The following is a 24014-nucleotide window of genomic DNA, read 5'->3' as shown; positions in this document are numbered from 1 at the left end:
CAATTGTGCCATCTATTTTAATCATATCTTATATAAGATACGGTAGTATTATAGTATTCTTCTAGTCCGTGAACACCATCGGCACCACCTAATCCTGATTCTCTCCAACCGGCATGGAAACCATTTACCACTTCTTCGGCTTCACAATTGGCATAGACTTCACCAAATTTAAGTTTTTCAGTAGCCAACATAATCTCTTGTAGATTTTCAGAAAAGATAAATGATGATAAGCCAGCATTCGTATCATTTGCTTGATAGATAGCATCATCAAAATCAGAGTATGTCACAATTGGTAATACAGGACCGAAGATTTCCTCCTTGAAAGCAGCGTCCTCAGAGTTGATTTCATCTAAAATTGTAGGTGCGTAAAAGAAGCCGGAACGGTCGATTTTATGCCCACCAGTAATTAACTTAGCACCATTTTTAATCGCGTTTTGTACTTTTTCCTCTATACTATCAAGCTGTTGTTGATTAATGATTGCACCGTAATCTGTAGATGCATCAAACGGATCGCCAACTTTTAATTGTTCCATTTGATCTTTTAATTTATCGATAAATGTGTCATGTATATCTTGATGTACAAAGATTCTTTCAGGACATGTACAAACTTGTCCAGCATTATTGATTCTTGCAGTGACGATATAATTTACGGCTTTATTTAAATTAGCATTTGGTGTAACGATGACTGGTGCATTGCCACCCAGTTCAAGGTTTACTTTTTTAACTGTATTTGCACTTTCAGCGTAAACAGATTTACCAGCACGCATACTACCTGTTAGTGAAATAAGTTGAATATCAGGATGTTGTGCCAATTGGGTACCTACAATTTCTCCTCTACCTGGTAAAATTTGAATTAAACCAGCGGGTATTGTTGAAGCACGCAATAATTCGGCAATCTTTAATGTAATAAGGGAAGTTGCTTCACTTGGTTTAATGACAGCGGAGCATCCAGTGATAACAGCAGGAATAATCTTTCTCATTAATACTAAAATTGGAGCATTCCAAGGGACGATACCAGCAGTAACACCTATAGGTTTCTTCGTAAGTAAAATTGTTTCATTTTCACGACTATTTTGCAGGACTTCACCCTTGTTATTCATACTTAGGCTCGTCATATAATCGATGAATTGAATGGATTTATCAATTTCACCTTTTGCTGAAGCTAATGTTTTACCTTGTTCTTTTACATAAAGCTCTGCCAATGTGTCTTTGTTTTGTTCGAGCAACGGAATAAGTAACTTGACATGGTCGGCACGAGTTGGTTCAGGTACCTTTTCCCATTCTAATTGTGCCTGTTTTGATTTTTCTATAGCATCGTTAACTTCATCTTTAGTTGCAAATGTAATTGTATCTATCTGTTCACCTGTTGCAGGATTAATGACGTCCTCTGTGTCAGTAGATTGACTTGCTATAAATTCATTGTTTATAAATAATTGATTCATTCATGACACCTCCACAATATATGCATACCCTTAAGTGGTGATGAAAAACGAAGTTGAAATTTAAATATGGGCAGGCAGTGTTATTGTGGTTAAGATTTGATTTCTTTAATGGCAATAAATAGCTCATGTTATGGCATTTATAGGAGATGATATATTTTTTATACTTAATTATTGACACTATATGATAGCAGCGTTATAATTTATCTCGAATTCGAAATAAATTCAAAAGGTTGGTGAATACATGAATCGTACAAAAGCATCTTTAAATTCATTTATCGGATTGAATAGAACCGTAGATCATTTAATGAAAATTGTTAGAAGAGACGTCCAACGCTATGATTTGAATGTTACAGAATTTGCTGTAATGGAATTGCTCTATAATAAAGGACCACAGCCTATTCAACGCATTGGTAATCGTGTGTTGATAGCAAGTAGTAGCATTACTTATGTAGTAGATAAATTAGAAGAAAAGGGCTGTGTTGTAAGGCAGCGTAATGAAAAAGATAAGCGTGTTACGAATGCATTATTAACAGACCAAGGTCGTGACATGATGGATACAATATTTCCAGCTCATGCATCAACATTAGAGTCTACATTTTCAGTACTTACAGATGAAGAAATAACTGTATTACAACAAGTTTTAAAAAAATTAAGTGCGCAACCTATTGACTAGGAGTAGCATTTAAAAATTTTAACCAAAATTACTGCGAAATCGAGATAAATATATATACAAGGAGATTTTTACTATGACAAACCCACAATTATTAGGCATTCATCACGTTACTGCAATGACAGACGACGCTGAAAGAAATTATAAATTTTTCACAGAAGTATTAGGTATGAGACTCGTTAAAAAAACGGTGAATCAAGATGATATATATACGTATCATACATTCTTTGCTGATGACGAAGGATCACCAGGAACAGACATGACATTCTTTGATTTTCCAAATAGTCCAAAAGGTACACCAGGTACGAATTCAATTACACGTCCTGCATTTAGAGTGCCTAACGATGCAGCGTTAGCTTATTATGAGCAACGTTTTGATGAATATAATGTTAAACATGAGGGGATTCAAACGCTCTTCGGTACAAAAGTATTGCCTTTTGAAGAGGTAGATGGTCAAAGTTATCAACTGATATCTGATGAGCATAATGCAGGAGTAGCGCCAGGTAAACCATGGAAAAATGGTCCGGTACCAATGGATAAAGCTATTTATGGGCTAGGACCTATTGAAATTACTGTAAGTTATTTTGAAGATTTTATGAAAATGCTTGAAGAAGTATTTGGTATGAAAACCATTTTAACTGAAGATAATGTAGCAATTTTAGAAATTGGTGAAGGCGGCAATGGCGGTCAAGTTATTTTAAGAAAGGATACTGAAAGTCCAGAATCAAGACAAGGATATGGTGAAGTCCATCATGTTTCATTTAGATTAAAAGACCATGAAGCGATAAAACAATGGCAGGAAAAATACCAGGCATTAGGTATTGGCAATTCTGGATTAGTGGATCGGTTCTATTTTGAGGCTTTATATGCACGCATAGGACACATATTAATTGAGGTTTCTACTGATGGACCTGGCTTTATGGGAGATGAACCTTATGAAACATTAGGCGAAAATTTAGCATTACCACCATTTTTAGAGGAACAGAGAGCTTATATTGAATCAGAAATTAGACCTTTTGATACGCGTAGATAATTTGAACACTTTCTAGGTCTGAATAGATGAGGTACTGGCTAACAACTACTAAATAATATTTATTCAAAGGAGTCTAAAATAAGATGGAATATATTTTTAGAGCAGGCGATACAAATGCGCCAACATTGATTTTATTACATGGCACAGGTGGCGATGAACATGATTTGTTACCTTTAAGTGAGTTGCTTAATCCGAAGTATAATGTATTAAGCATACGAGGAGAAGTATCTGAAAATGGAATGAATCGATTCTTTAAACGTCATGGGGAAGGTCAATACGATTTAGAGGATTTGAAACTTCGTACAGACAGACTGATTTTATTTTTAAAGGAAGCTGCTGAACGCTATGGTTTTGATTTAACACAAGCTATACCGGTAGGGTTTTCGAATGGTTCTAATATTGCAATAAGTATGATTTTACATCAAGATATTTCATTTAAAGCAGCTTTACTATATGCGCCGTTGTATCCAGTTGATATTGCGAATGACAAAGATTTAAGTGACATGAAAGTCTTGTTATCAATGGGTGAGCATGATCCAATTGTAACTAAGGAAGATAGTATGCACGTTATTGATATTTTCGAAAAACGTGGAGCAGAGGTAACTCAAGTTTGGGTGAATAGTCATGAACTAACACAAGCTGGTGTAGAAGCAGGTCGAGAATTATTAAAGGTAATGGATTAATAATTAAAATAAAAGAGCTCCGTGTAACCTTCACTTTTAACATGATAGTTGTTGTACCATGTTTGTGAAATTGTTACACGGGGCTTTAAATTTACATTAAACCGATGAGTTTCATCCATAAAGAGCCAATACCTAACCATACGATGAAGTAGAATATAGCTAGTACAGCATTCATGGACCACCAACGATTTTGAGATACGTAGCCTGCTGAATATAATATCGGAGCTGGGCCACTACTGTAGTGTGTCGTTGATGCCATTAAGTTACCAAAGAAACCGAGCATCAATGCACTGTAAAGTGGTGGCGCACCTGTTGCAATTGCTACGCCAAGTAATGCTGAATACATCGCACTTACATGTGCAGTCGAACTTGCAAATAAGTAATGTGAATAGAAGTAAAAGACGATTAGAATCACTAGTACAATTGGCCAACTTAAGCCGCCTAAACTTCCAGAAATTGATTTACTAAGCCATGGAATAAAACCGAGTTCATTGAGTTGGTTTGCCATCATGACTAATATTGAGAACCAGACCAATGTGTTCCAAGCGCCTGTTTCTTTCAGAACGTCATTCCAAGTTAATACGCCAGTAATGAGTAACAATGAAAGGGCGATAAAGGCTGTTAATGTGGCATTGATATTTAACGTAGTGCCTAATACCCATAAGGCTAAGGCGATGACAAAAATACCAATCATGAATTTTTCACTTTTAGCCATATTACCCATCTCATTTAACTCGTTTTGAGCCCAAGATTTCGCATTCGGAGTTTCCTTGATTTCAGGTGGATACATTTTATAAATAATTAAAGGCACGAGAATCAAAGAAATAATACCGGGAATGAGTGCTGCTAAAAACCATTGCATCCAAGTAATATCGACACCTTGATGTTTCGCAAGTGACTGAGCAAGGGGATTGCCTGCCATTGCTGTCAAGAACATGGCTGCTGTGATTAAATTGCCGTGAAACTCTGTGAAGATTAAAAATGCTCCCATCTTACGTTGCGTGCCATCTTCAGGTTTAGAACCGAATGAACGCGAAAGTGCATTTATAATTGGAAACATAATGCCGCCCGCACGAGCGGTATTACTAGGTGTTGCAGGCGCTAGTATTAAATCAACACCGATGAGTGAATAACCTAGTCCGAGGGTTTTCTTCCCGAATATTTTCACAAATTGTAAGGCAATTCGTCTGCCGAGACCCGTTTTGACAAAGCCTCTGGATATGAAAAATGCCATGGCAATCAACCAAATGCTACTATTGCCAAACCCTGCAACGGCAGTGTCTATTTTGGCGGTACCAGTTAATACTGTTAATGTAAAGCCAATCATGGCAACTGCGCCAATAGGGAGTGGTTGCGTGATACAACCAATAATCGTTGCTACGAAGATGGCGAACATATGCCATGCCGTGCTATCTAAGCCTTCTGGTCGTATAGGGGTTAATAACCAGAGTATGATGCCAACGACGATAGGAACGATGAACTTTCTGTAATTAATATTGTGATTCACAATTGAGGAACACCTTTCTTAACTTTCTATTTAGAAAAGATACATAGTAAAGTAGAATCATATCCTATTACTTTATTATAATATTTTTCATAATCATTATAGTTATATGGGTTCCGCTTGTAAAGTTACGATCAACTACATTCAAGTTATTGAGTTTCGGTAGATTTTTTTCGGAAAATGCCTTTTATAAAAATAGGAATAAGTAAGATGAAACCGAAAATACCCATTATTGGAAATACACGACCAATCAGTGCAATAAATCCTATAAATGTTGCTGCAAAAGTAACAATTGCCATAACGATAATCATGGTGTAATAAGATTTTGTGTAAGGTTCTGTAAATCTCGAAGCAAATGCGTACATTAAACCGACAACGGTATTATATATGACAAGAACCATGACTATTGACATAAATAAGCCGATAATAGGTGAAATGTTTTTAGCTAATAATAATGAAGGTAAAGCTACATGCGTGATTTCTGTGAATTGAGCAATCATTCCTAAGTTAAGCATGAGCAGTAAGAATGTAATGATGATGCCTCCGATAATACCGCCCCAAATTGTAGAAACTTCAGACTTTAAGCGCCCACCCATAACGGAAAGGAAGCTAAACGCTGCTGCAATTTGTAAGCTGCCGTAATTGATGGCATCAAACCACCACAATTTATCAGAATGACCATTAGTATTCGCATATTGATTTGCAGATTCGAAATGGAGTTGGCCTTTAGATAAATAATAAACTGCAATAATCGTTACAATAATTACTAAAAAGGGTGTGACAACCCCTAATACTGTAATGAGGCGGTCGAATTTTAAAAATAAAGTTAGTAAAATAATCATAACCAGAATTGCGGAACTTAGTACATAAGGCAGTCCAAAACTTTCATGAATCGTCGAAACACCACCAGCAGTCATAATCATAGCCAATGCAAATAAAAATAAAGTTAAGACAATATCAAATATCGTAGCGACTGATCGTGGTAGATAGTATTTAATAGATTCAGTATGATTATGTGAACGTAATTTGAAACCTGTATGTAGTACAAAAATGCCACCGATTGTAATGATTAAGCCAGTAATCAATACACCATAAATACTGAAATAGCCATTACTTGTGAAAAATTGGAAAATCTCTTGGCCGGTTGCAAAGCCAGCACCTACAACAACGCCAACAAAAGCGAAGGCGACGGTAATAATTTCTTTTAAGTTTTTCATAAAACTTGAAATCCTTTCTTGGATAAAAAATGGGTGCATTACATTATCATTGCTGCACATTATGTAATTTTATCTGAAAAAAATGAAAAGATAAATTAGAAAGGTGGGAGTGGGACAGAAATCCCATTTTTTATTAAAGATTTCGTGGTCCCACCCTGTCAAAGATGACTAGGGTTGAAAAGTTTACCTGAGCTGAAGCTCATGCATAAGTCTCACTAACTTAATGAATTAAGCAGTGAGACTTTACATTTTCAATTCAGTAATCTACTGCCTAATTTGACTAGAGCCTGAGACATATATATAATGCCAATTTCATCAATTATCATGTATAGTATGGTCTTGAAGTAATTTGATTAAATATCCTTAGAGGGGGTACACTGTGAAGTTCAAAGAGCACATAAAAACGTACATGCTTTTACATGTAATGTCGATATAAATAGTGATATAGCACATATGAGCAGTCGTGCGCAATATATGCCACAGAGAGAGGGAATAAAGTGACTTTATTAAATTTACCGTTAATGTTACTAATTGCTATATTTTTAGCGCTGGGCATTTTTAGCCAATGGTTAGCAACAAGAATTAAATGGCCATCTATTGTCGTCATGGCGATTGTGGGGCTAATGGTAGGACCTATATTAGGGCTAGTAAATCCGCAACATAGTTTAGGTGAAGCGGTTTTCAGTCCTATTGTCTCACTAGCGGTCGCAATTATTTTATTCGAGGGTAGTAGTAATTTAGATTTTCGGGAATTGAAGGGAATTTCCAAAGCCGTCATAAGAATTATAACAATAGGCGCGGTGATTGCTTGGATACTTGGGGCGATTGCGCTACATGTAATCTTAGGTTTTTCAATTACGATTTCACTTGTGTTAGGTGGATTATTTTTAATCACAGGACCCACAGTGATTCAACCATTATTAAAACAAGCGAAAGTAAGGAGAAGTGTCGATTCAATCTTACGTTGGGAAAGTATCATTTTAGATCCAATTGGACCGATGTTAGCACTAGGTGCATTTTATGTATTTCAAATCATTGAACAAGGCTTCGAATTTCAAATTATTTTAAGCTTTGTACTGCGCTTTATTATTGCAATTGTCATTGGTTTTGGAGCGTCATATCTATTTATGTGGTTAATTAAACGCGATGCAATTCCTCAAAATTTGATGCCACCGATACAATTAGTCTTTATTTTATTAATATTTGCGCTATGTGATGAAATATTGCGTGAATCTGGACTTCTAGCGGTTACGATATTTGGTTTAATGATGGCACGTATGAAGCGCCATGATTTGATTTTTAAAGAGTCAGACCATTTTATTGAAAATGCATCCTCTATCATGGTTTCAACAGTCTTTATTTTAATCACATCATCATTAACATTAAATGTGCTAGAAAGTGTCATATCATGGAAATTATTCATCTTCTGCGGCATTATGATTATTTTAGTCAGACCGTTGTCTATCATCCTGTTAACAATAGGAACAGAAATATCTAAAAGAGAAAGGGCGATGGTTTCATTAATGGCGCCACGCGGAATTGTCGTCTTAACAGTTGCGCAATTTTTCGCGGGACTATTCATTAAAAAGGGCACACCTATGGCTGAATTTATCACGCCTGTTACATTCGGACTTGTTTTTATCACGGTTGTGATATATGGATTTAGTTTCGTTCCACTAAGTAAGGTGATGCGCTTATCAAGCACAGAGCCCCCAGGTGTTATTATCGTTGGAGAAAGTGAGTTTTCTTTTCATTTAGGTGCGAAGTTAAGAGAACATCAAATTCCTGTTATGACGTTTAACTTGTTTAGCAATACTTCGGATCGAGCATATGATCTAGATTTTGAAGTATTTGAAGGTAATTTACTTTCTAGTAGTGATCGTATCTATGCAGATATGACAAGGTATAATAAATGCTTATTAATGACCCAATCATTTGTTTTTAATAGTTTGGCATTTAATGAATTAGTTCCTGAATTTGGTTTGAAAAATGTGAACATGATGCCAGTTTCATTTATGGACGAACATGCGCGTAGTAACATAGAAGGACCAATAAAGAATCATATTCTTTTTGATAATAATATGACAACACACTGGTTTAATCGATTTATAGTAGAACATAATATTCTAGAAATAGAGGCGTACAATAGAGAGCAGTTAACAGAAAATGATATGGTACTCTATCATATCAATGAGCAGCATGAAGTAACATTTCAACGTGGAAACCAAAAGCTTACACACACTGATAATGGTGTGATTGGCTATTTAAAAGATGCCTATTTACATTTAAATATATAAAAGTATCCCCCGCTTGCGACAATTCAAATTGTACAAGTGGGGGATTTTATTGATTCAATTAATTCACAAATCGATCATGCATAAGTTCTTTTAAGATATTTATTTTTTCTTGTATTTCTTGTCCAGTGTTTGTGTCTCGTATTTTTTTACGTTGTAATTCTTTGTCAACGACACGACGAATGGATAATTCATCTGCACCATTCAGTAATACATGCTTTTTAGAATTGAAGTGTTGATGTGCCACAAGTTGCATGCCGAATGAATTATACAGCAATGTGTAACCGGCGATACCAGTTGTAGATTGATAGGCTTTAGAAAAGCCACCATCTATGACAATCATTTTACCTTCTGCTTTTATTGGATCTTCGCCATCAATCTCTTTAACTGGTGTATGTCCGTTAATAATATGACCTTGTTCTGGGTCTAGGCCGAAATCCTTAAGCATTTTTCTACACATGTCAACATCTTCACGTAAATGATAATAAGGATTCTTTGTTTCTTTGTGAGCAGTCTTATCTTTAATGAAGTAACGCTCAAATGTAGTCATAGCACGTTTACCAAATAACGATGAATATTTTCCGGTCCATAAATACCATACTAAGTCAGTTGCTAAATCGTCTTGGACATCTTTGTGGTCAAACGCTTCTCTAACATACGTTTCAAAATGATCGAGCAAGTCTCTGCCGTAACATTTAACGCCATCTATAACCATTGCTTCCATTTCACCTTGTTCATCGACAGGGATACAACCGTGAATGAGTAAGTTACCGTTGTATGGTAAGTAAAGTGTGCCTTTTTGCATTAAAAATGTCATATGGCGTTTTAACTTTTCTGATTGTTGTACAGATAATAATAATTTATCCATCACTTCTGATTCTTCATCTAAAAGCGCATTAGGGTTGTTTGGATCAATCGTTTGGAAACAAGTATTTTCTAACGGATACGTTTTACCATATAATGTTGCCTCGTTTTTTTCGAAATCAATACTTTCAAGGACTAAACGTTCTTCCATCTCGAAAGTTGGACGACGCTTAATAATAGGTGCCTCTAACTTAAATTGTATCATTGCGATGGCTTGGTGAATTTTCGTAATTTGTTCTAATTCCGTTAAATTTTCAGCATTTTTTGGTCTGAAGGCAGGATTTTTACCGTCATAATATTTTTCGGCAAGCGTCAATAATGGACGTAAATTAATGCCATATGCATCTTCGATAATGTCTAAATTATCATAGCGTGCACAGATACGCAGTAGGTTAGCCAAGCAAACTTTAGAGCCTGCATATGCACCAATCCAAAGTACATCGTGATTTCCCCATTGAATATCGACAGAAGGGTAGTCGATTAGAGTTTCCATGATTTTGTCTGGTTCTGGTCCACGATCATAAATATCCCCAACAACGTGCAAATGATTCACTACAAGGTGTTGTACGGTAAAAGATAATCCAATTATAAGATCATCTGATTGTTCTAATTCTACAATTTGGTTGATTAACGTTTCATAATATGAGCGCTTGTTATTATATTTATTACTTTTGTAGAGCAATTCTTCTACAATAAATACATAATTTTTCGGTAATGATTTACGTAGTTTTGTGCGAGTATATTTAGATGATGCATATGTGATGAGCTTGATAAGTCGGTTAATTGTCGTAATATACCACTCATTGAGTTCCGATTTTGAACTAAAGCTGTTTTTGATTAATTTTAATTTTTCTTCAGGATAATAAACGAGCGCAGAGAACTCGTTGATTTCTTTGCGAGTTAAAGTATCTTGGAAAATATCGTTGATTTTTGAACGCACATTACCAGACCCATTACGTAACACGTGCTGAAAGGCATGAAATTCACCATGCAAATCACTTACAAAATGTTCAGTACCTTTGGGAAGTTCGAGAATGGATTCTAAATTAATAATCTCCGTTGCGAGTTCTTCTTTAGTGCTATATTGTTCGGAAAGTAAATCTAAAAATCTATCTTTTATGCTTTTATCTACTGTTTTATGCATGTTATGTCACTCCAGTTGTATAAATTTCAGGGTTATGAAATACATTGTTAAAAACGCTTTCATGATATATCTCTTATTGTAGCATTAATAGTAATAGCTTTGTCTACTTCTTATTATATTATGAACATAACTTAAATTCTAAAAAAAGAATTACAAAAGGAAAAAATGAAATGAGTTGTACTAACCCATAATTTTTTTATGTATTATTATATTCATGTAACTCAAATATAAAATATTGGGTATTTAAATAGTTATATTGAAAAAAATGTGATTTTATGAATTTAAATAAAGTGCTATATTGAATTACGGTGTAATTTTACAAAAATAATTTATCGGCAGTAAAAAGCTGTAGTAAAAGCTTTTTTAGTAGTTAATACTCTGTTTTTTTAAACGTAATATTATGAAATTTTAAAAATGATGTTTTATTTTATGAGATTTTTTGTATAATGTATGCATGTAACAAAATTATATAGGGGAATTTTGTTTCATGACTTTTTCTAACGAGTCAAGTCAAAAGTGACTTGAGAATGTGATACATATGTATAAGCATTTACATAGGGGTGACTAAATGCCTTAAAGAATAAGGGCATTTTATGATCTATTTCAAAGCATTTTCAGTTCATTTGGATATTGACTATTGTAATTTGAAAGATCAAGTCTTTGCTTCGAATACCGAAGCTCGATGGGGGAAATTATAAATAGATGAAGAGCCTGGGACATAAATAGATGTCTCAGGCTCTTATCGAATTAGGCAGTAGATGACTGAATTGGAAATATAAAGTCTCACTGCTTTAATTTATTAAGTTAGTGAGACTTATGCCTGAGCTTCAGCTCAGGTAAACATTTCAACCCTAGTCATCCTTGCCGGGGTGGGACTACGAAATCTTTATTAGAGAAATGGCTTTCTGTTCCACTTCCTTTTTTGTTGAATTAAAAAGGACAGTAATATCTTGGCTAATAATTGCATTAGCTTTGATGTACTGTCCTTTTACTATATAACTTGCTATAAACACATTTTAAAAATAATATGCAACATTGATTATTGTACTCTATTCTTCTTAAACAATCTAAATACGATGTAGATAGCTGCCAAGATGATAATGATATACATTATATATGAATAAGTGTGAAGGCCAGTCATTAAGACGTCCCAACTACCACTAAGCATTTTTCCTAAATAAATTAGAGCGAAATTCCAAATAGTTGTTCCAATGAGTGACAAAATAGCAAACAACACAACATTCATACGGTTAATACCAGCAGGAATTGTAATAAGCACGCGTAATACTGGAATAAAACGACAAATAAAGACAGCAATAGCTCCATATTTTTTAAACCAATCATTGGCACGTGCTACATCCTTACCTTTTAATTTTATCCATTTTCCGTATTTATCAACAAAATGGTATAGACGTGTTTCAGATACAAGTCTACTAATATAGTAAAGTACAAGTAAACCTACTAATGAAGCAATTGTAGATATCATAAATAGTATAGGAATTGATAGATCTGATTTCACTGACATTAACCCAGCAAACGTTAATATAATTTCTGACGGGATAAATGGTAGTATGTTTTCAAGTAATATAAGTATCGTGATTGCGGCGTAGCCCCAAGTACTGATAAAGTCAGTTAAGATTTGTTCCATTTGTTTCAATGCGCTCCTTCAAAGTTCACTTAATGGTTAATTTATATGCTTTCTATATTATAAGCTAAATACTGAGATTGTACATATATTACTGCCAGGTCTTAAGGATGAAATATCGATAAACGTTATATTAGAAAAACGCGCCCTTATTAATTCTAAATATATAAAATAAATTATTTAAAAAAGATATTGTAAGCGATTTCACGATGTGGTAATATTTTATACATTAGGTCATATGATGACTAGATATTGGGAGAAGGTTGGGGAATATATGGGACAAAAGAAAACAAATATTAGATGGTATTTTGCAATTGCTTTTTTTATTATTGGTGTTATTGCATATATGGATCGATCAAATATATCGATAATTGCAGGTCCAATGATGGAAGATTTAGATTTAAGTAAAAAGCAATTTGGATTGTTAGCATCATTCTTTTCACTTGGATATGCATTAATGCAAGTGCCATCTGGTTTTTTAGCAGAAAAATTTGGTTCTAAGAAAATGCTGACGATTGCACTGGTCTGGTGGAGTGCATTTACGATTTTAACTGGAGTTGTAAAAAATCATGGCATGCTTTATGCAGTGCGATTCTTATTTGGTATTGGAGAAGCGCCGATGTATCCATCTAATGCTGTATTTAATACTAATTGGTTTGCTAAAGGTGAAAAAGGACGTGCATCTAGTGCACTATTAGCAGGTTCATATTTCGGACCAGTTATTGCACCTGTAGTGACGATTGCAATTGTAAATTTGTTTGGTTGGCAGGCTGTATTTTATATTTTTGGTGCTGTAGGGTTTGTTATTGCCTTACTTTGGATGGTTATTGCAAAAGATTTACCAGAGCAACATAAAATGGTCAATGAAGCTGAAAAGGATTATATCATTGAAAACAGAGATATTATCAAAACGGAGAAATCTAAAGCACCGTGGAATATATTCTTACAACGCTTTAGTTTTTACGCATTAGCAGCGCAATATTTCGTCGTACAATTTGTAGTATCATTGTTCTTGATTTGGTTACCAACCTATTTAACGGAACAATATCAAGTTAAATTGACAGATCCAGAAATGGCTTGGGCGGCTGGTGCACCCTGGATAGCAATGTTTGTATTAATTTTATGTGGTGGTGCAATTTCAGATAAATTATTACAAAGTGGTAAGTCTCGATTTATTGCGCGTGCAACTATTGCTATTATTGGGTTCGTCGTATTTTGTATTTCGCTATTCATGTCAATTCAAACAGATAATTTAGTCGTTAATGTCTTCTGGCTATCATTATGTCTGGGTGGTATTGGTATTGCTACAGGAATGAGTTGGGCAGCAGCGACAGACTTAGGACGCAATTTCTCAGGTTCCGTTTCAGGCTGGATGAACTTATGGGGAAATATTGGTGCGTTACTTAGTCCTTTATTAGCAGGTATCATGGTTGATATAGTAGGTTGGACGGTAACATTAGAACTTGTCATTATCCCAGTTATCTTTGCAATCGTTATGTGGTTCTTTGTGAAGCCAGATCAACCATTAATTATTGAAAAAGAAAAGCTATAACCGACTAATGTCATAATTTTTAAGAGGAAATTGAATATAAATATATAAACATAAGTCAAATACTTTTTAGGAGTATGCGGCTTATGTTTTATTTTTATTATGAAGCATAACACTGTCGTGTTGTTATATTGAGGTGTATAATTTTATATGAATCATTTTAAAAGAAATTTGTAGATAAAGTAAGTCATTGTCAAAGTATACATTAATGATAAGGAGTATCGCACAATGTTATATCAACATGGGACATTAGGTACATTGATGGCGGGATTATTAGAAGGTACAGCAACAATAAATGAAATATTAAATCATGGTGATTTGGGAATCGGAACATTAACCGGATCTGATGGTGAAGTCATCATCTTAGACGGGAAAGCGTATCATGCGAATGAACATGGCGAGTTTAAAATATTATCTGGGAATGAATTAACACCTTTCGCAACGGTTACACCATTTAAAGCAGATGACCATTTTGATGTGCGTCACATCACTGACTCTGAAGCACTGTTGAATAAAGTGCGACAACATGCTTTAAGCGACAATATATTTATTGCTGTTAAAATTACAGGGAAATTTGAGATGATGCATGTCAGAATGATGCCTAAACAAGAACCACCATATACAAAATTAATAGAATCTGCGAAACGACAACCAGAATATAAGCGAGAACAAGTGTATGGAACAGTTGTTGGATTTTACTCGCCGCAATTATTTCATGGTATAGCGGCAGGTGGTTTTCATCTTCACTTTGTGGATGATGAGAAAAGTTTTGGTGGGCATGTACTAGACTTTGAATTGAATTATGGTTCGGTAGACTTAAGTAATATTGAAACATTAGAACAACATTTTCCAGTGAAAAATCAAACATTTTTAGAAACTGACATCGATTATACGCGTATTAGTGAAGATATTACAGAAGCCGAATAATTATTTTTAGTGGATTGTGTAAGCAAATATCAGTACATTGTAAACAAATGGCTCTAGAAGAATTTAAAAAAGTGTTAAAATAGTAAAGTAATGCATTAAATTGACGTAACTTTGAAGCTTTTTTGCGAAGCGTCTAAGAGATGTGACTGAGACTAAATAGATGACACGGATTTTTTGTTCAATTAGGCAGTAGGTGACTTTATACCTGAGCTTTAGCTTAGGTAAACTTTTAAATTCTAGTCATTCTTGCCGGGGTGGGACTCCGAAATCCCTATTAGAAAATTTGATTTCTGTCCCACTCCCAAGTAATTGCTGTTTGATATCTAATAGAAACTTGTTTGAAGTTGTAAATATCTTGCCAGCTTTGTAGGGTGGGGAAGCGAAATCAAAAGGAGAAGTTGATTTCTATCCCATCCTTTTTATATGCATATTTATATGTGTAGTTTATACACGAAGTATTAAATAATATATTTATAAAGGAGTTGGGTGATACCATTGATTGACTATTTAAAATCACTGATACGTTTTAATGCTATGAAAATAGATGTAGCGAAAGGGATAAGACAATGTATACTCATGCTAATTCCTTTACTTGTAGGTTATATGACAGATCATTTTCCAATAGGCTTATTGATTTCAACAGGAACATTGGCACATATTTATGTGTTTGGAGGATCGTCTCGTTCTAAATTACGCACAGTACTTTTCTCATCAATAGGCTTATCGGTAGGAATGATATTAGGGACACTTACCGTTAATCAACCATTGATTTTTGGAGTACTACTGTTGTTTGTCACTGTCATTCCATACTATATCTTTAGCTCATTAAATATTCCTGGACCATCTTCAACGTTTTTTATTGTGGCTTTTAGTTTGCCAATTAATTTGCCAATTGCGCCTGAAGAAGCATTGACTCGTGGCCTGGCAATGTTTGTTGGAGGATTACTAGCTACTGCAATTGTGGTAGTAGTCATCTTATTCTCTAAAGAAACTACTGAGTTTAAAGCTATTAAAAATGATTATAATATTATTAAGCAATTGATTTATAACTTTGATGATCCAAAAACTTTTGCAAAAGCGTCGCAATTTGCAGTAACAGCTTTTAGAAATTCTGATAATCAATTGATTACATCAAGCACGGCTAAATCGAAAGAATCACCAGAATTTCAGCGTTTATTGTTATTACACAATACAGCACAAGGGATTCACTCTGAACTTTTAGAATTAAATGAGAAAAATGCTCGCCCATTGCCAAATGAAATAAAAGCAATGACGGATTATGTCATCAAACTGGTCTATTCACAAGGCAAGACCCAACAGCAATGGACTCAACAAGTCGATGTTGATAAGATTTATGAAAATTTAATGGATAGTATTGTTAAAGTAGATGCGATTATGAATGCAGATAATGATCGTGTTGAACATGAAATCGATATTCGTGTACCAATTTATGGTCACCGTATGTTACAAAATTTAACTTTAGATTCATTTGTATTTAGGAACACAGTACGTTATACAATTATCATGGCGATTTCAATTTTCATTGCGTTAATGTTTGATTTTGAAAAAGCATATTGGATTCCATTAAGTACGCATACCGTATTGTTAGGTTCCACAACATTGCACAGTTTTGAGCGTGCAGGCTCAAGAGGTATTGGAACCATTGTCGGTGTGTTAATTTTATCATTGATATTGTTAACAACACCACCTGTTCCAGTAGCAATCGTACTGCTCGCATTAGCAGCAGGTGTCACGGAAATGTTTGTCGGCGCCAATTATTCTTTTGCTGTTATTTTTATCACTATTCAAGTAATTCTATTAAATGGCTTAGCGTCTAATCACTTATCTATACTCATCGCATTACCTAGAGTTATAGATGTTATCGTTGGAATTATTATTGCAGTAATTTGCTTATTGATTATAGGCAGAAAAACAGCTTCATCTATGTTACCGGGGACACTTGCAGCAGTAGCACGTGATGAGGCAGTCTTATTTCACTATATATTTTCAAGTAATAAATACGCTTCTAGAGAACAAGATAAACAAGAAATGCTTAAGTTAAGTGTAAAATTGAATAACATGACACAAGTCTATAATAGTGCCAACGGTGAATTGTTTAGTAGTAAAATGGTGGTGCAATACTATTATCCAAGTATCTATGCTTTAGAAGAAATTAGCTTTATGCTAACACGGGCGTTAAGTAACGAGAAACGCTATCACGTTGATGATGAAACCATGGGTGAATATTTATTGATTTTTGAAAATATTGCAAAGCATTTTGAACGTGGTACAAATATTCAAGTGCAAGAGTTATCATCATTACCACAATACGCACATATCAGAACGGCTTTAATGCGTATTCAAAATAACTGTATGAATGCAAGACAAGAAGTGAAATTGTCACTGGCTTAAATGAACATGCCAGCAAAATAGCATGTATCGGGACGCGAGAAACGAAATCTAGAGTTACCTAGGTTTCGTCACTCGCGTCTTTTTATTTTGAATAAATGAAAGTTATGTAATTACACGTGTGGGTAGTCTTAGGGTTGTCTTCGGTATGACTGCTCACCGTGTTGATGTGACGTTGATTATATCTTCAATACATAGGATTAGAAGTTTTAAATGGTTGGAAAGTGGTAAACATTTAAAAAAGAGATGAATCAATGAGGAGGAAATAATGTGCCTTGGACAATGAATGACTACCCTCAGAGTTGGAAAAACTTGGACGAGTTAGAACGAAAAAAGGCTATTGATATAGGCAATGCTATGTTGACAGATGGTTACGCGGAAAGTGATGTTATTCCTATTGCAACAAAGCAGGCAGAATCATGGTATAAGGATGCTACAGATAGTGATTTAGCCACATTAAAAAACAAAAAAATTACGCAACATGAGAAAGATGATACAGCACGTCCATCATTGAATGACAATGATATTCATGTTTTTTATGAAGATAAGCAATGGAAAATTAAAACAGAAGGTGCTAAACAAGTATCGGAAACATTTGAAAAGAAAGAAGACGCACAAAACCGTGCACGTCAAATTGCAGATAATCGTGGTACTGACATGATTACACATAAGAAAAATGAATAAAATCCTTCAATGCAAGGATAGCAACAAATTTGCCAAAAAAACCAAAAGTATTGCTAAAGAGCGGCTCAACTTCATTCATGAAGCAGTCGCTATATTTATGGACGTTATTGTTAGTTTTAAGAAATGCAAATCGATAAAAAATAGCGTGTTAAATAAGTGCTAAGCAGTTGTTTCAGCTTTTTGATTTCAAGTAAGAGGTGCCCCTTTATATTTAAATTGTAATTTGAAATTAGGTATAATGAATTTTAAAAGAAGCAATTCACTGGAGGCACGAAATATATGTACATAGAACGTAAACCTTCGTTAAATATTGACGACTTAAAACAAGAATTTAAAGAAAGTATTAAACATATAAATAGCTCGGAAGAAGCATTAGATATGATTGTTGGTTTTGTTGCATTGGAACAATTGTATACTTCGGCACTTAAAGAAATTAGTACGAAACTAGATATATTAGACGATCAATTTCAACAAATGTATAAACATAACCCAATTCATCACATGGAGCGTCGTGTGAAGGAAATGAGAAGTTTAATTAAAAAATTAGACCGAAAAGGATATGAAGTGAGCACAGCATCTGCAAAAGAAAACATATTTGATATTGCCGGCATCAGGGTTATATGTAATTATTTCGATGACATTTATGTGATTGAAAATTTATTGTTAAAACAAGGAGACATTAAATTATTAAAGCGCAAAGATTATATTGAACATCCTAAAGAAAATGGCTATAGAAGCTTACATATTGTAGTCACAGTTCCAGTATTTTTAGCACATTCTGTTGAAACTGTACCTGTTGAGGTACAAATTCGAACGATAGGTATGGATATGTGGGCAAGTTTAGAGCATAAGATACGTTATAAAAACAGTGAAAACACTGAAAAATATAAGGGGATTTTGAAGCAGTGCGCGACAGATATTACCTCGGTAGAAAGTAAAATGCAAGATATTCATTCTGAAGTATTTGATCATTAATACTTTAAAAAATATAAAATAATGCTTGCTCGTTACGTAACGTCATTATATAGGGTGATGGTAAGGAGGTAGTATATGATGATAACATATCAAACAGGTGATTTAGCAAAGCAGTATCACATTTCAGTTAGAACAATCCAATACTATGATAAACAGGGACTTTTAACAACAGTGACAACTGGAGAAAACGGGAGACGTATTTTTGATGACGAAAGTAAGCGAGATTTAGAAATTATATTAATTCTAAAGCAATTTGGATTTTCGTTAAAAGATATTAAAAAAATAATGCTGCAAGACAATAAATTACAGACCGTTCGAACAATGTTACAGCAAAGAGCAATAGAAGTAGAAAATGAATTAAAGTCGCAACAAATTTTATTGAAGGAAGTACGCGAATTTAGTGAATATATTGGAGAGTCATCAGATGCATCATTAGAAAAAATTCTTAATACGCAGCATTATGTTAAGGCAAAACCGAAATTAAAACGAGTGACTAGACCAATAATGTATAGCATTGTTCCTGTGGTAATATTACAACATACAAGTTTAGTAGCGAGTATTTATATGAAAAAATGGTGGCCATTTATTTTGGCAATGCCATTTTTGATTGGATATGCAGCATATTTTACACATTATATATATCAAAAAGTGACGTATATTTGTCCAAATTGTCAATCAACATTTAATCCCAAATTATTAAATTGGATGTTCGCACGTCATACACCACAAACGAGAAGATTGAGCTGTCCGCACTGTAATCAAGTGAATAATTGTATTGCCACTGCGAAATAGAAATGAAAAGCATATATTAATTTAAAGCGCACTTCAGGTATCGTCCTGATGTGCTTTTTTGTGTAGGAAGTAAATAGCAATCGATTGCAAGCGCTTGCAAATTAATTCTCTGTGTATTAACATACTTGTATACAAGTACATCGTATTAGTAGATAGGGGTTGTTTAATATGGAATACGCATATCCAGAACAGTGGTTGGAAGGTGTTTCAAAAGGAGAAATGATCGCAGCTGAATTACGTTTAGGTATTGTCGATGGTACCATCGAACCTGACACATTATTAACTGAAAACCAAGTTGCGAAATCTTTTAACGTGAGTCGCTCACCGGTAAGGGATGCATTTAAATTATTAAAACAAGACCAACTTATCAATTTAGAGCGTATGGGTGCAGAGGTACTGACTTTCGATGACAAAGAGAAGAAAGAACTTTATGACTTACGTATTATGCTGGAATCTTTTGCATTTAGTAGAATAAAAACATTAAATCATGATCAGATTGTTAAAGAATTGAAGAAGCAACTTGAAATGATGAAAGTAGCAGTGAAATTCGAAGATGCAGAAGCATTTACAGAACATGATATGAAATTTCATGAAGTGACAATTATGGCTTCCAAACATCAGTATTTAAAAACATTTTGGAATAATTTACGTCCAGTAATGGAGGCGTTGATATTGTTATCTATGCGTAAACGGATGAATGAAGACCCAGAGGATTTTGAGCGTATTCATCATAATCATGAAGTATTTATCGATGCGATAGCATCACAAGACGCAGCTAAATTAAGAGAAGCATTTCATTTAAACTTTGATGATGTTGGCGATGACATTGATAGTTTTTGGTTGAGATAGCATTTTCAATGTAATAAAAATTGGGAGGTTAAATCATGAAATATATGATTGGCGTTGATATAGGTACAACGAGTACAAAAGCGGTTCTATATGATGAACAAGGTCAGTTGATTATGAAACATAATATTGGCTATCCGTTACATACACCGAATGTTGAAGTTTCAGAAGAAAATCCTGATGAATTATTTGATGCAGTTTTAATGACTGTTAAATATGTTATGAGAGAAGCAAATGTTTCTAAGGAAGATTTGAAGTTCATTTCATTCAGTGCACAAATGCATAGTTTAATTGCAATGGATGCAAGTCATCAAAGACTGACAGAGAACTTAACTTGGGCAGATAATCGTGCAAGTAAATATGCAGAAGAAATTAAACAACAACATGATGGTGATGCAATTTATCAAAGAACTGGCACGCCTATTCATCCAATGTCACCATTAGCTAAAATATATTGGATGAAACATGAACAGCAAGAAATATTCAAACAAACAGCGACTTTTGCAGATATAAAGACATATATTTTTTATCAACTCTTCGAAACGTATGTAATCGATCAATCTATGGCTTCATCTACTGGTATGTTGAACTTGGAGTCACTTACATGGGACTCAGAAGCTTTGGCATTATTAGGTATTACTGAATCACAATTACCTCAAGTTGTCCCGACAACGCACGTACTTTCTGGCATGAAGCGCAGATATGCAAGTTTGATGGGCATAGACGAAGACACTCCAATCATCGTGGGTGCGAGTGATGGCGTATTATCTAATTTAGGGGTTAGTGCATTTAAAAAAGGTGAAGTTGCCGTGACAATTGGCACTTCAGGTGCTATTAGAACTGTGATTGACAAACCACGGACCGATAAAAAAGGGCGTATCTTCTGTTACGTACTAACTGAAGATCATTATGTCATAGGGGGTCCAGTAAATAATGGTGGTGTGGTCTTGCGTTGGTTGCGCGATGAAATGTTAGCAAGTGAAGTTGAAACAGCGAAACGTCTAGGTGTAGATCCATATGATGTGTTAACGAAAATTGCGAACCGTGTTCAGCCAGGTTCAGGTGGCTTAATCTTCCATCCATATTTGGCAGGAGAACGTGCACCATTATGGAATGCAGATGCGCGAGGTTCTTTCTTTGGCTTAACATTGTCACATAAGAAGGAACATATGATAAGAGCCGCATTAGAAGGTGTCCTTTATAATCTGTATACTGTTTATCTTGCATTGATTGAAGTTATGGAAGAAACACCTTCAACTATTAAGGCTACAGGTGGTTTTGCAAAAAGTGAAGTTTGGCGCCAAATGATGGCAGATATTTTTGATACAAAACTAATTGTACCTGAAAGTTATGAAAGTTCTTGTTTAGGTGCATGTGTCCTTGGCATGAAAGCATTAGGTGAAATTGAGGATTTTTCAATTATTGAAGAAATGGTAGGCACAACAAATGAACATCAACCAAATGAAACGAATGTTATGACATATCAACAATTGATTACAATTTTTATTAATTTAAGTCGTTCATTAGAAGAACGTTATGCAGAAATTGCGACGTTTCAACGCAATCATGTGAGTGAACATTAGTTGCTTTCATAGATTGTTTTTACAATTAAGAAAGACATGATTACACTGGGGTATCGAAGTTGAATACGTAAAAAGTGATTTCGGCACCCCAAGTGTTTAGTTTATATAAATAAAAATTTTACTTATAAAAGAAAGCGTTATCAAGGATAGGCTGTTATTTAGATTTGTTTAATTACTATCCTTATTTTGAAAGGGGAGCGCACAAATGTTTGAAATGATATGGCCACTCATCACAGTGGTAATAGGAATTGTTGTATTATTGTCACTTATTATTTTCCTAAAATTAAATACGTTTATTTCACTAATTATTACTTCGATTATAACGGCAATTTTACTAGGTATGCCTTTAGAAAAAATCATTGATACGGTAGAAACTGGCATGGGGAGTACACTTGGCCATATTGCATTGATATTTGGGCTAGGTGCAATTCTAGGTAAGTTACTTTCAGACGGTGGGGGTGCTACGCGAATTGCCGACACTTTGATTCAGAAATTTGGACATAAACATGTACAATGGGCAATGCTCATCGCAGCATTTATTGTAGGGATTGCGTTGTTCTTTGAAGTAGGTTTAGTTTTACTGATTCCACTGGTATTTACAATTGCGAAGCGTGCAAATATTTCACAATTAAAATTAGGACTTCCTATGGTTGTGGCATTATCAGTGACACATGGTTTCTTACCACCGCATCCAGGACCGGTTGTGATTGCTAAAGAATTACAAGCTAATCTTGGACATGTATTGTTATACGGTATTATTATTGCGATACCAGTAACAATCATTGCAGGACCATTATTTAATAAAATTGCACAAAAAATAACGCCCACTGCCTACGAACGTGAAGGTGACATTTCAGCGTTAGGTGCGCAAAGAACATTTACAGATTCTGAAATGCCAGGTTTTGGTATTAGTTTGTTAACAGCGATATCACCGGTTATTTTAATGTTACTATCAACGGTTGTACAATTAGTTACGGGACATGAATCTGCGACGAATGGGTTTGAATCCTTTATATACTTTATCGGTACAGCAGGTACAGCAATGTTAATCGCTGTGTTGTTCGCAATGTTTACGATGGGGGTTAAGCAAGGCCGTAAAAATGCTGACATTATGGATTCCGTTTCAAGTGCGATATATCCAATTGGTATGATGATTTTGATTATTGGTGGAGGTGGCACCTTTAAACAAGTCTTAATTGATGGTGGAGTTGGTGATACCATCGCTAAATTATTTGAGGGAACGGAAATGTCTCCAATATTACTTGCATGGATCGTGGCAGCTGTTCTACGTATTGCTTTAGGTTCATCTACAGTTGCAGCAATTTCATCTACGGGAATAGTGTTACCATTATTACAATCATCAGATGTGAATGTCGCTTTAGTCGTACTTGCGATTGGTGCGGGTAGCGTCATCTTGTCACATGTAAATGATGCAGGATTTTGGATGTTTAAAGAGTATTTTGGATTGACAGTTAAGGAAACATTTTTAACATGGTCATTACTTGAGACCATCATATCGGTTTCTGGACTCGTCTTTATCTTGATTTTAAGTATTTTTGTTTAAAATTAAATCTAAATATGCGTAAAATGCCTTCATTTTGATTGATATCATTATGGAGGTATTTGTTTGCATCAGACCTTGTTTTTAATTGAATAATAAGCATAGGATTTCAGACATACACTATTGAAAATACAACACGACTTTTTTTCGAAATGATAAAATGGAGAAGTTATGATTGTGTTGCAATAATCG

Annotated in this window: 18 protein-coding genes; 13 read left to right on the top strand and 5 right to left on the bottom strand. The window is 34.6% G+C overall.

The window, feature by feature from the left end:
- Positions 1-17: 17 nt before the first annotated feature.
- Positions 18-1442, bottom strand: a complete 1425-nt coding sequence (aldA, locus tag BJS11_RS03255) for an aldehyde dehydrogenase (RefSeq protein ID WP_069994498.1) — start codon at positions 1440-1442, stop codon at positions 18-20.
- A gap of 241 nt (positions 1443-1683) precedes the next feature.
- Between aldA and BJS11_RS03250 the strand changes: the two genes are divergently transcribed.
- The 3 genes from BJS11_RS03250 (at position 1684) to mhqD (ending at position 3828) form a co-directional block, all read left to right on the top strand.
- A complete protein-coding gene (locus BJS11_RS03250) occupies positions 1684-2115 on the top strand; it encodes a MarR family winged helix-turn-helix transcriptional regulator (protein ID WP_069994497.1) in 432 nt (143 codons plus the stop codon).
- Positions 2116-2188: 73 nt separating this feature from the next.
- Positions 2189-3145, top strand: a complete 957-nt coding sequence (mhqE, locus tag BJS11_RS03245) for a ring-cleaving dioxygenase MhqE (RefSeq protein WP_069994496.1) — start codon at positions 2189-2191, stop codon at positions 3143-3145.
- 83 nt (positions 3146-3228) lie between these two features.
- On the top strand, positions 3229-3828 hold the full coding sequence (gene mhqD / locus BJS11_RS03240; RefSeq protein WP_069994495.1) for a methylhydroquinone degradation carboxylesterase MhqD: 600 nt from the start codon (positions 3229-3231) through the stop codon (positions 3826-3828).
- Positions 3829-3919: 91 nt separating this feature from the next.
- Here the strand turns inward: mhqD and BJS11_RS03235 are convergent, their stop codons facing one another.
- Positions 3920-5335: an anion permease gene (locus BJS11_RS03235; RefSeq protein ID WP_069994494.1), complete on the bottom strand. Its 1416-nt coding sequence runs from the start codon at positions 5333-5335 to the stop codon at positions 3920-3922.
- Positions 5336-5481: 146 nt separating this feature from the next.
- Complete coding sequence (locus BJS11_RS03230; RefSeq protein WP_069994493.1) at positions 5482-6549, bottom strand: YkvI family membrane protein; 1068 nt, start codon at positions 6547-6549, stop codon at positions 5482-5484.
- 521 nt (positions 6550-7070) lie between these two features.
- Between BJS11_RS03230 and BJS11_RS03225 the strand changes: the two genes are divergently transcribed.
- Positions 7071-8846 carry a cation:proton antiporter gene (locus tag BJS11_RS03225; RefSeq protein ID WP_180365207.1) on the top strand — a complete coding sequence of 592 codons (1776 nt, stop codon included), beginning with the start codon at positions 7071-7073 and terminating at the stop codon, positions 8844-8846.
- A 58-nt stretch (positions 8847-8904) separates the two neighbouring features.
- Here BJS11_RS03225 and BJS11_RS03220 read toward each other — a convergent pair whose 3' ends face one another.
- Together BJS11_RS03220 and uptA are read right to left on the bottom strand one after the other, a co-directional pair.
- Positions 8905-10851, bottom strand: a complete 1947-nt coding sequence (locus BJS11_RS03220) for a fructose-bisphosphatase class III (protein ID WP_069994491.1) — start codon at positions 10849-10851, stop codon at positions 8905-8907.
- Between the two features lie 1039 nt (positions 10852-11890).
- Positions 11891-12499 (bottom strand): undecaprenyl phosphate transporter UptA, encoded by a 609-nt coding sequence (gene uptA / locus BJS11_RS03215; RefSeq protein WP_069994490.1) that lies wholly within the window; start codon positions 12497-12499, stop codon positions 11891-11893.
- 271 nt (positions 12500-12770) lie between these two features.
- Here uptA and BJS11_RS03210 point away from each other — a divergent pair, with 271 nt between their 5' ends.
- The 9 genes from BJS11_RS03210 to BJS11_RS03170 all read left to right on the top strand — a co-directional run bounded on the left by BJS11_RS03210 (position 12771) and on the right by BJS11_RS03170 (position 23825).
- Positions 12771-14048, top strand: a complete 1278-nt coding sequence (locus BJS11_RS03210; RefSeq protein WP_069994489.1) for a pyruvate MFS transporter — start codon at positions 12771-12773, stop codon at positions 14046-14048.
- Between the two features lie 225 nt (positions 14049-14273).
- Positions 14274-14972, top strand: coding sequence for an acetolactate decarboxylase (gene budA, locus BJS11_RS03205; protein WP_069994488.1), 699 nt, complete (start codon positions 14274-14276; stop codon positions 14970-14972).
- Between the two features lie 495 nt (positions 14973-15467).
- The gene (locus BJS11_RS03200; RefSeq protein ID WP_142351551.1) at positions 15468-17384 is read left to right on the top strand and encodes an FUSC family protein; all 1917 of its coding nucleotides are present in this window, start codon (positions 15468-15470) and stop codon (positions 17382-17384) included.
- Between the two features lie 267 nt (positions 17385-17651).
- Positions 17652-18065 carry a DUF2188 domain-containing protein gene (locus BJS11_RS03195; protein ID WP_069994487.1) on the top strand — a complete coding sequence of 138 codons (414 nt, stop codon included), beginning with the start codon at positions 17652-17654 and terminating at the stop codon, positions 18063-18065.
- A gap of 279 nt (positions 18066-18344) precedes the next feature.
- On the top strand, positions 18345-19040 hold the full coding sequence (locus BJS11_RS03190; RefSeq protein WP_069994486.1) for a GTP pyrophosphokinase: 696 nt from the start codon (positions 18345-18347) through the stop codon (positions 19038-19040).
- A 75-nt stretch (positions 19041-19115) separates the two neighbouring features.
- Positions 19116-19832, top strand: coding sequence for a MerR family transcriptional regulator (locus BJS11_RS03185; RefSeq protein ID WP_245167059.1), 717 nt, complete (start codon positions 19116-19118; stop codon positions 19830-19832).
- A 168-nt stretch (positions 19833-20000) separates the two neighbouring features.
- On the top strand, positions 20001-20681 hold the full coding sequence (locus BJS11_RS03180; RefSeq protein ID WP_069994485.1) for a GntR family transcriptional regulator: 681 nt from the start codon (positions 20001-20003) through the stop codon (positions 20679-20681).
- A 35-nt stretch (positions 20682-20716) separates the two neighbouring features.
- A complete protein-coding gene (gene gntK / locus BJS11_RS03175; protein ID WP_069994484.1) occupies positions 20717-22261 on the top strand; it encodes a gluconokinase in 1545 nt (514 codons plus the stop codon).
- Positions 22262-22466: 205 nt separating this feature from the next.
- Positions 22467-23825, top strand: coding sequence for a gluconate:H+ symporter (locus BJS11_RS03170; protein WP_069994483.1), 1359 nt, complete (start codon positions 22467-22469; stop codon positions 23823-23825).
- Positions 23826-24014: the final 189 nt, after the last annotated feature.

The organism is Staphylococcus caeli (genome assembly GCF_900097965.1).
In the GTDB taxonomy this organism is placed as follows: domain Bacteria; phylum Bacillota; class Bacilli; order Staphylococcales; family Staphylococcaceae; genus Staphylococcus; species Staphylococcus caeli.
The sequence above is the reverse complement of the archived record's forward strand: the minus strand, read 5'-3'. Positions and strand labels throughout refer to the sequence as shown.

Coding starts and splice junctions, on each gene's coding strand:
- uptA (WP_069994490.1), bottom strand. CDS start 12,499: ATGGAACAAATCTTAACTGACTTTATCAGTACTTGGGGCTACGCCGCA.
- BJS11_RS03190 (WP_069994486.1), top strand. CDS start 18,345: ATGTACATAGAACGTAAACCTTCGTTAAATATTGACGACTTAAAACAA.
- BJS11_RS03225 (WP_180365207.1), top strand. CDS start 7,071: ATGTTACTAATTGCTATATTTTTAGCGCTGGGCATTTTTAGCCAATGG.
- BJS11_RS03250 (WP_069994497.1), top strand. CDS start 1,684: ATGAATCGTACAAAAGCATCTTTAAATTCATTTATCGGATTGAATAGA.
- aldA (WP_069994498.1), bottom strand. CDS start 1,442: ATGAATCAATTATTTATAAACAATGAATTTATAGCAAGTCAATCTACT.
- budA (WP_069994488.1), top strand. CDS start 14,274: ATGTTATATCAACATGGGACATTAGGTACATTGATGGCGGGATTATTA.
- BJS11_RS03210 (WP_069994489.1), top strand. CDS start 12,771: ATGGGACAAAAGAAAACAAATATTAGATGGTATTTTGCAATTGCTTTT.
- mhqD (WP_069994495.1), top strand. CDS start 3,229: ATGGAATATATTTTTAGAGCAGGCGATACAAATGCGCCAACATTGATT.
- gntK (WP_069994484.1), top strand. CDS start 20,717: ATGAAATATATGATTGGCGTTGATATAGGTACAACGAGTACAAAAGCG.
- BJS11_RS03180 (WP_069994485.1), top strand. CDS start 20,001: ATGGAATACGCATATCCAGAACAGTGGTTGGAAGGTGTTTCAAAAGGA.
- BJS11_RS03220 (WP_069994491.1), bottom strand. CDS start 10,851: ATGCATAAAACAGTAGATAAAAGCATAAAAGATAGATTTTTAGATTTA.
- BJS11_RS03185 (WP_245167059.1), top strand. CDS start 19,116: ATGATGATAACATATCAAACAGGTGATTTAGCAAAGCAGTATCACATT.
- BJS11_RS03170 (WP_069994483.1), top strand. CDS start 22,467: ATGTTTGAAATGATATGGCCACTCATCACAGTGGTAATAGGAATTGTT.
- mhqE (WP_069994496.1), top strand. CDS start 2,189: ATGACAAACCCACAATTATTAGGCATTCATCACGTTACTGCAATGACA.
- BJS11_RS03230 (WP_069994493.1), bottom strand. CDS start 6,549: ATGAAAAACTTAAAAGAAATTATTACCGTCGCCTTCGCTTTTGTTGGC.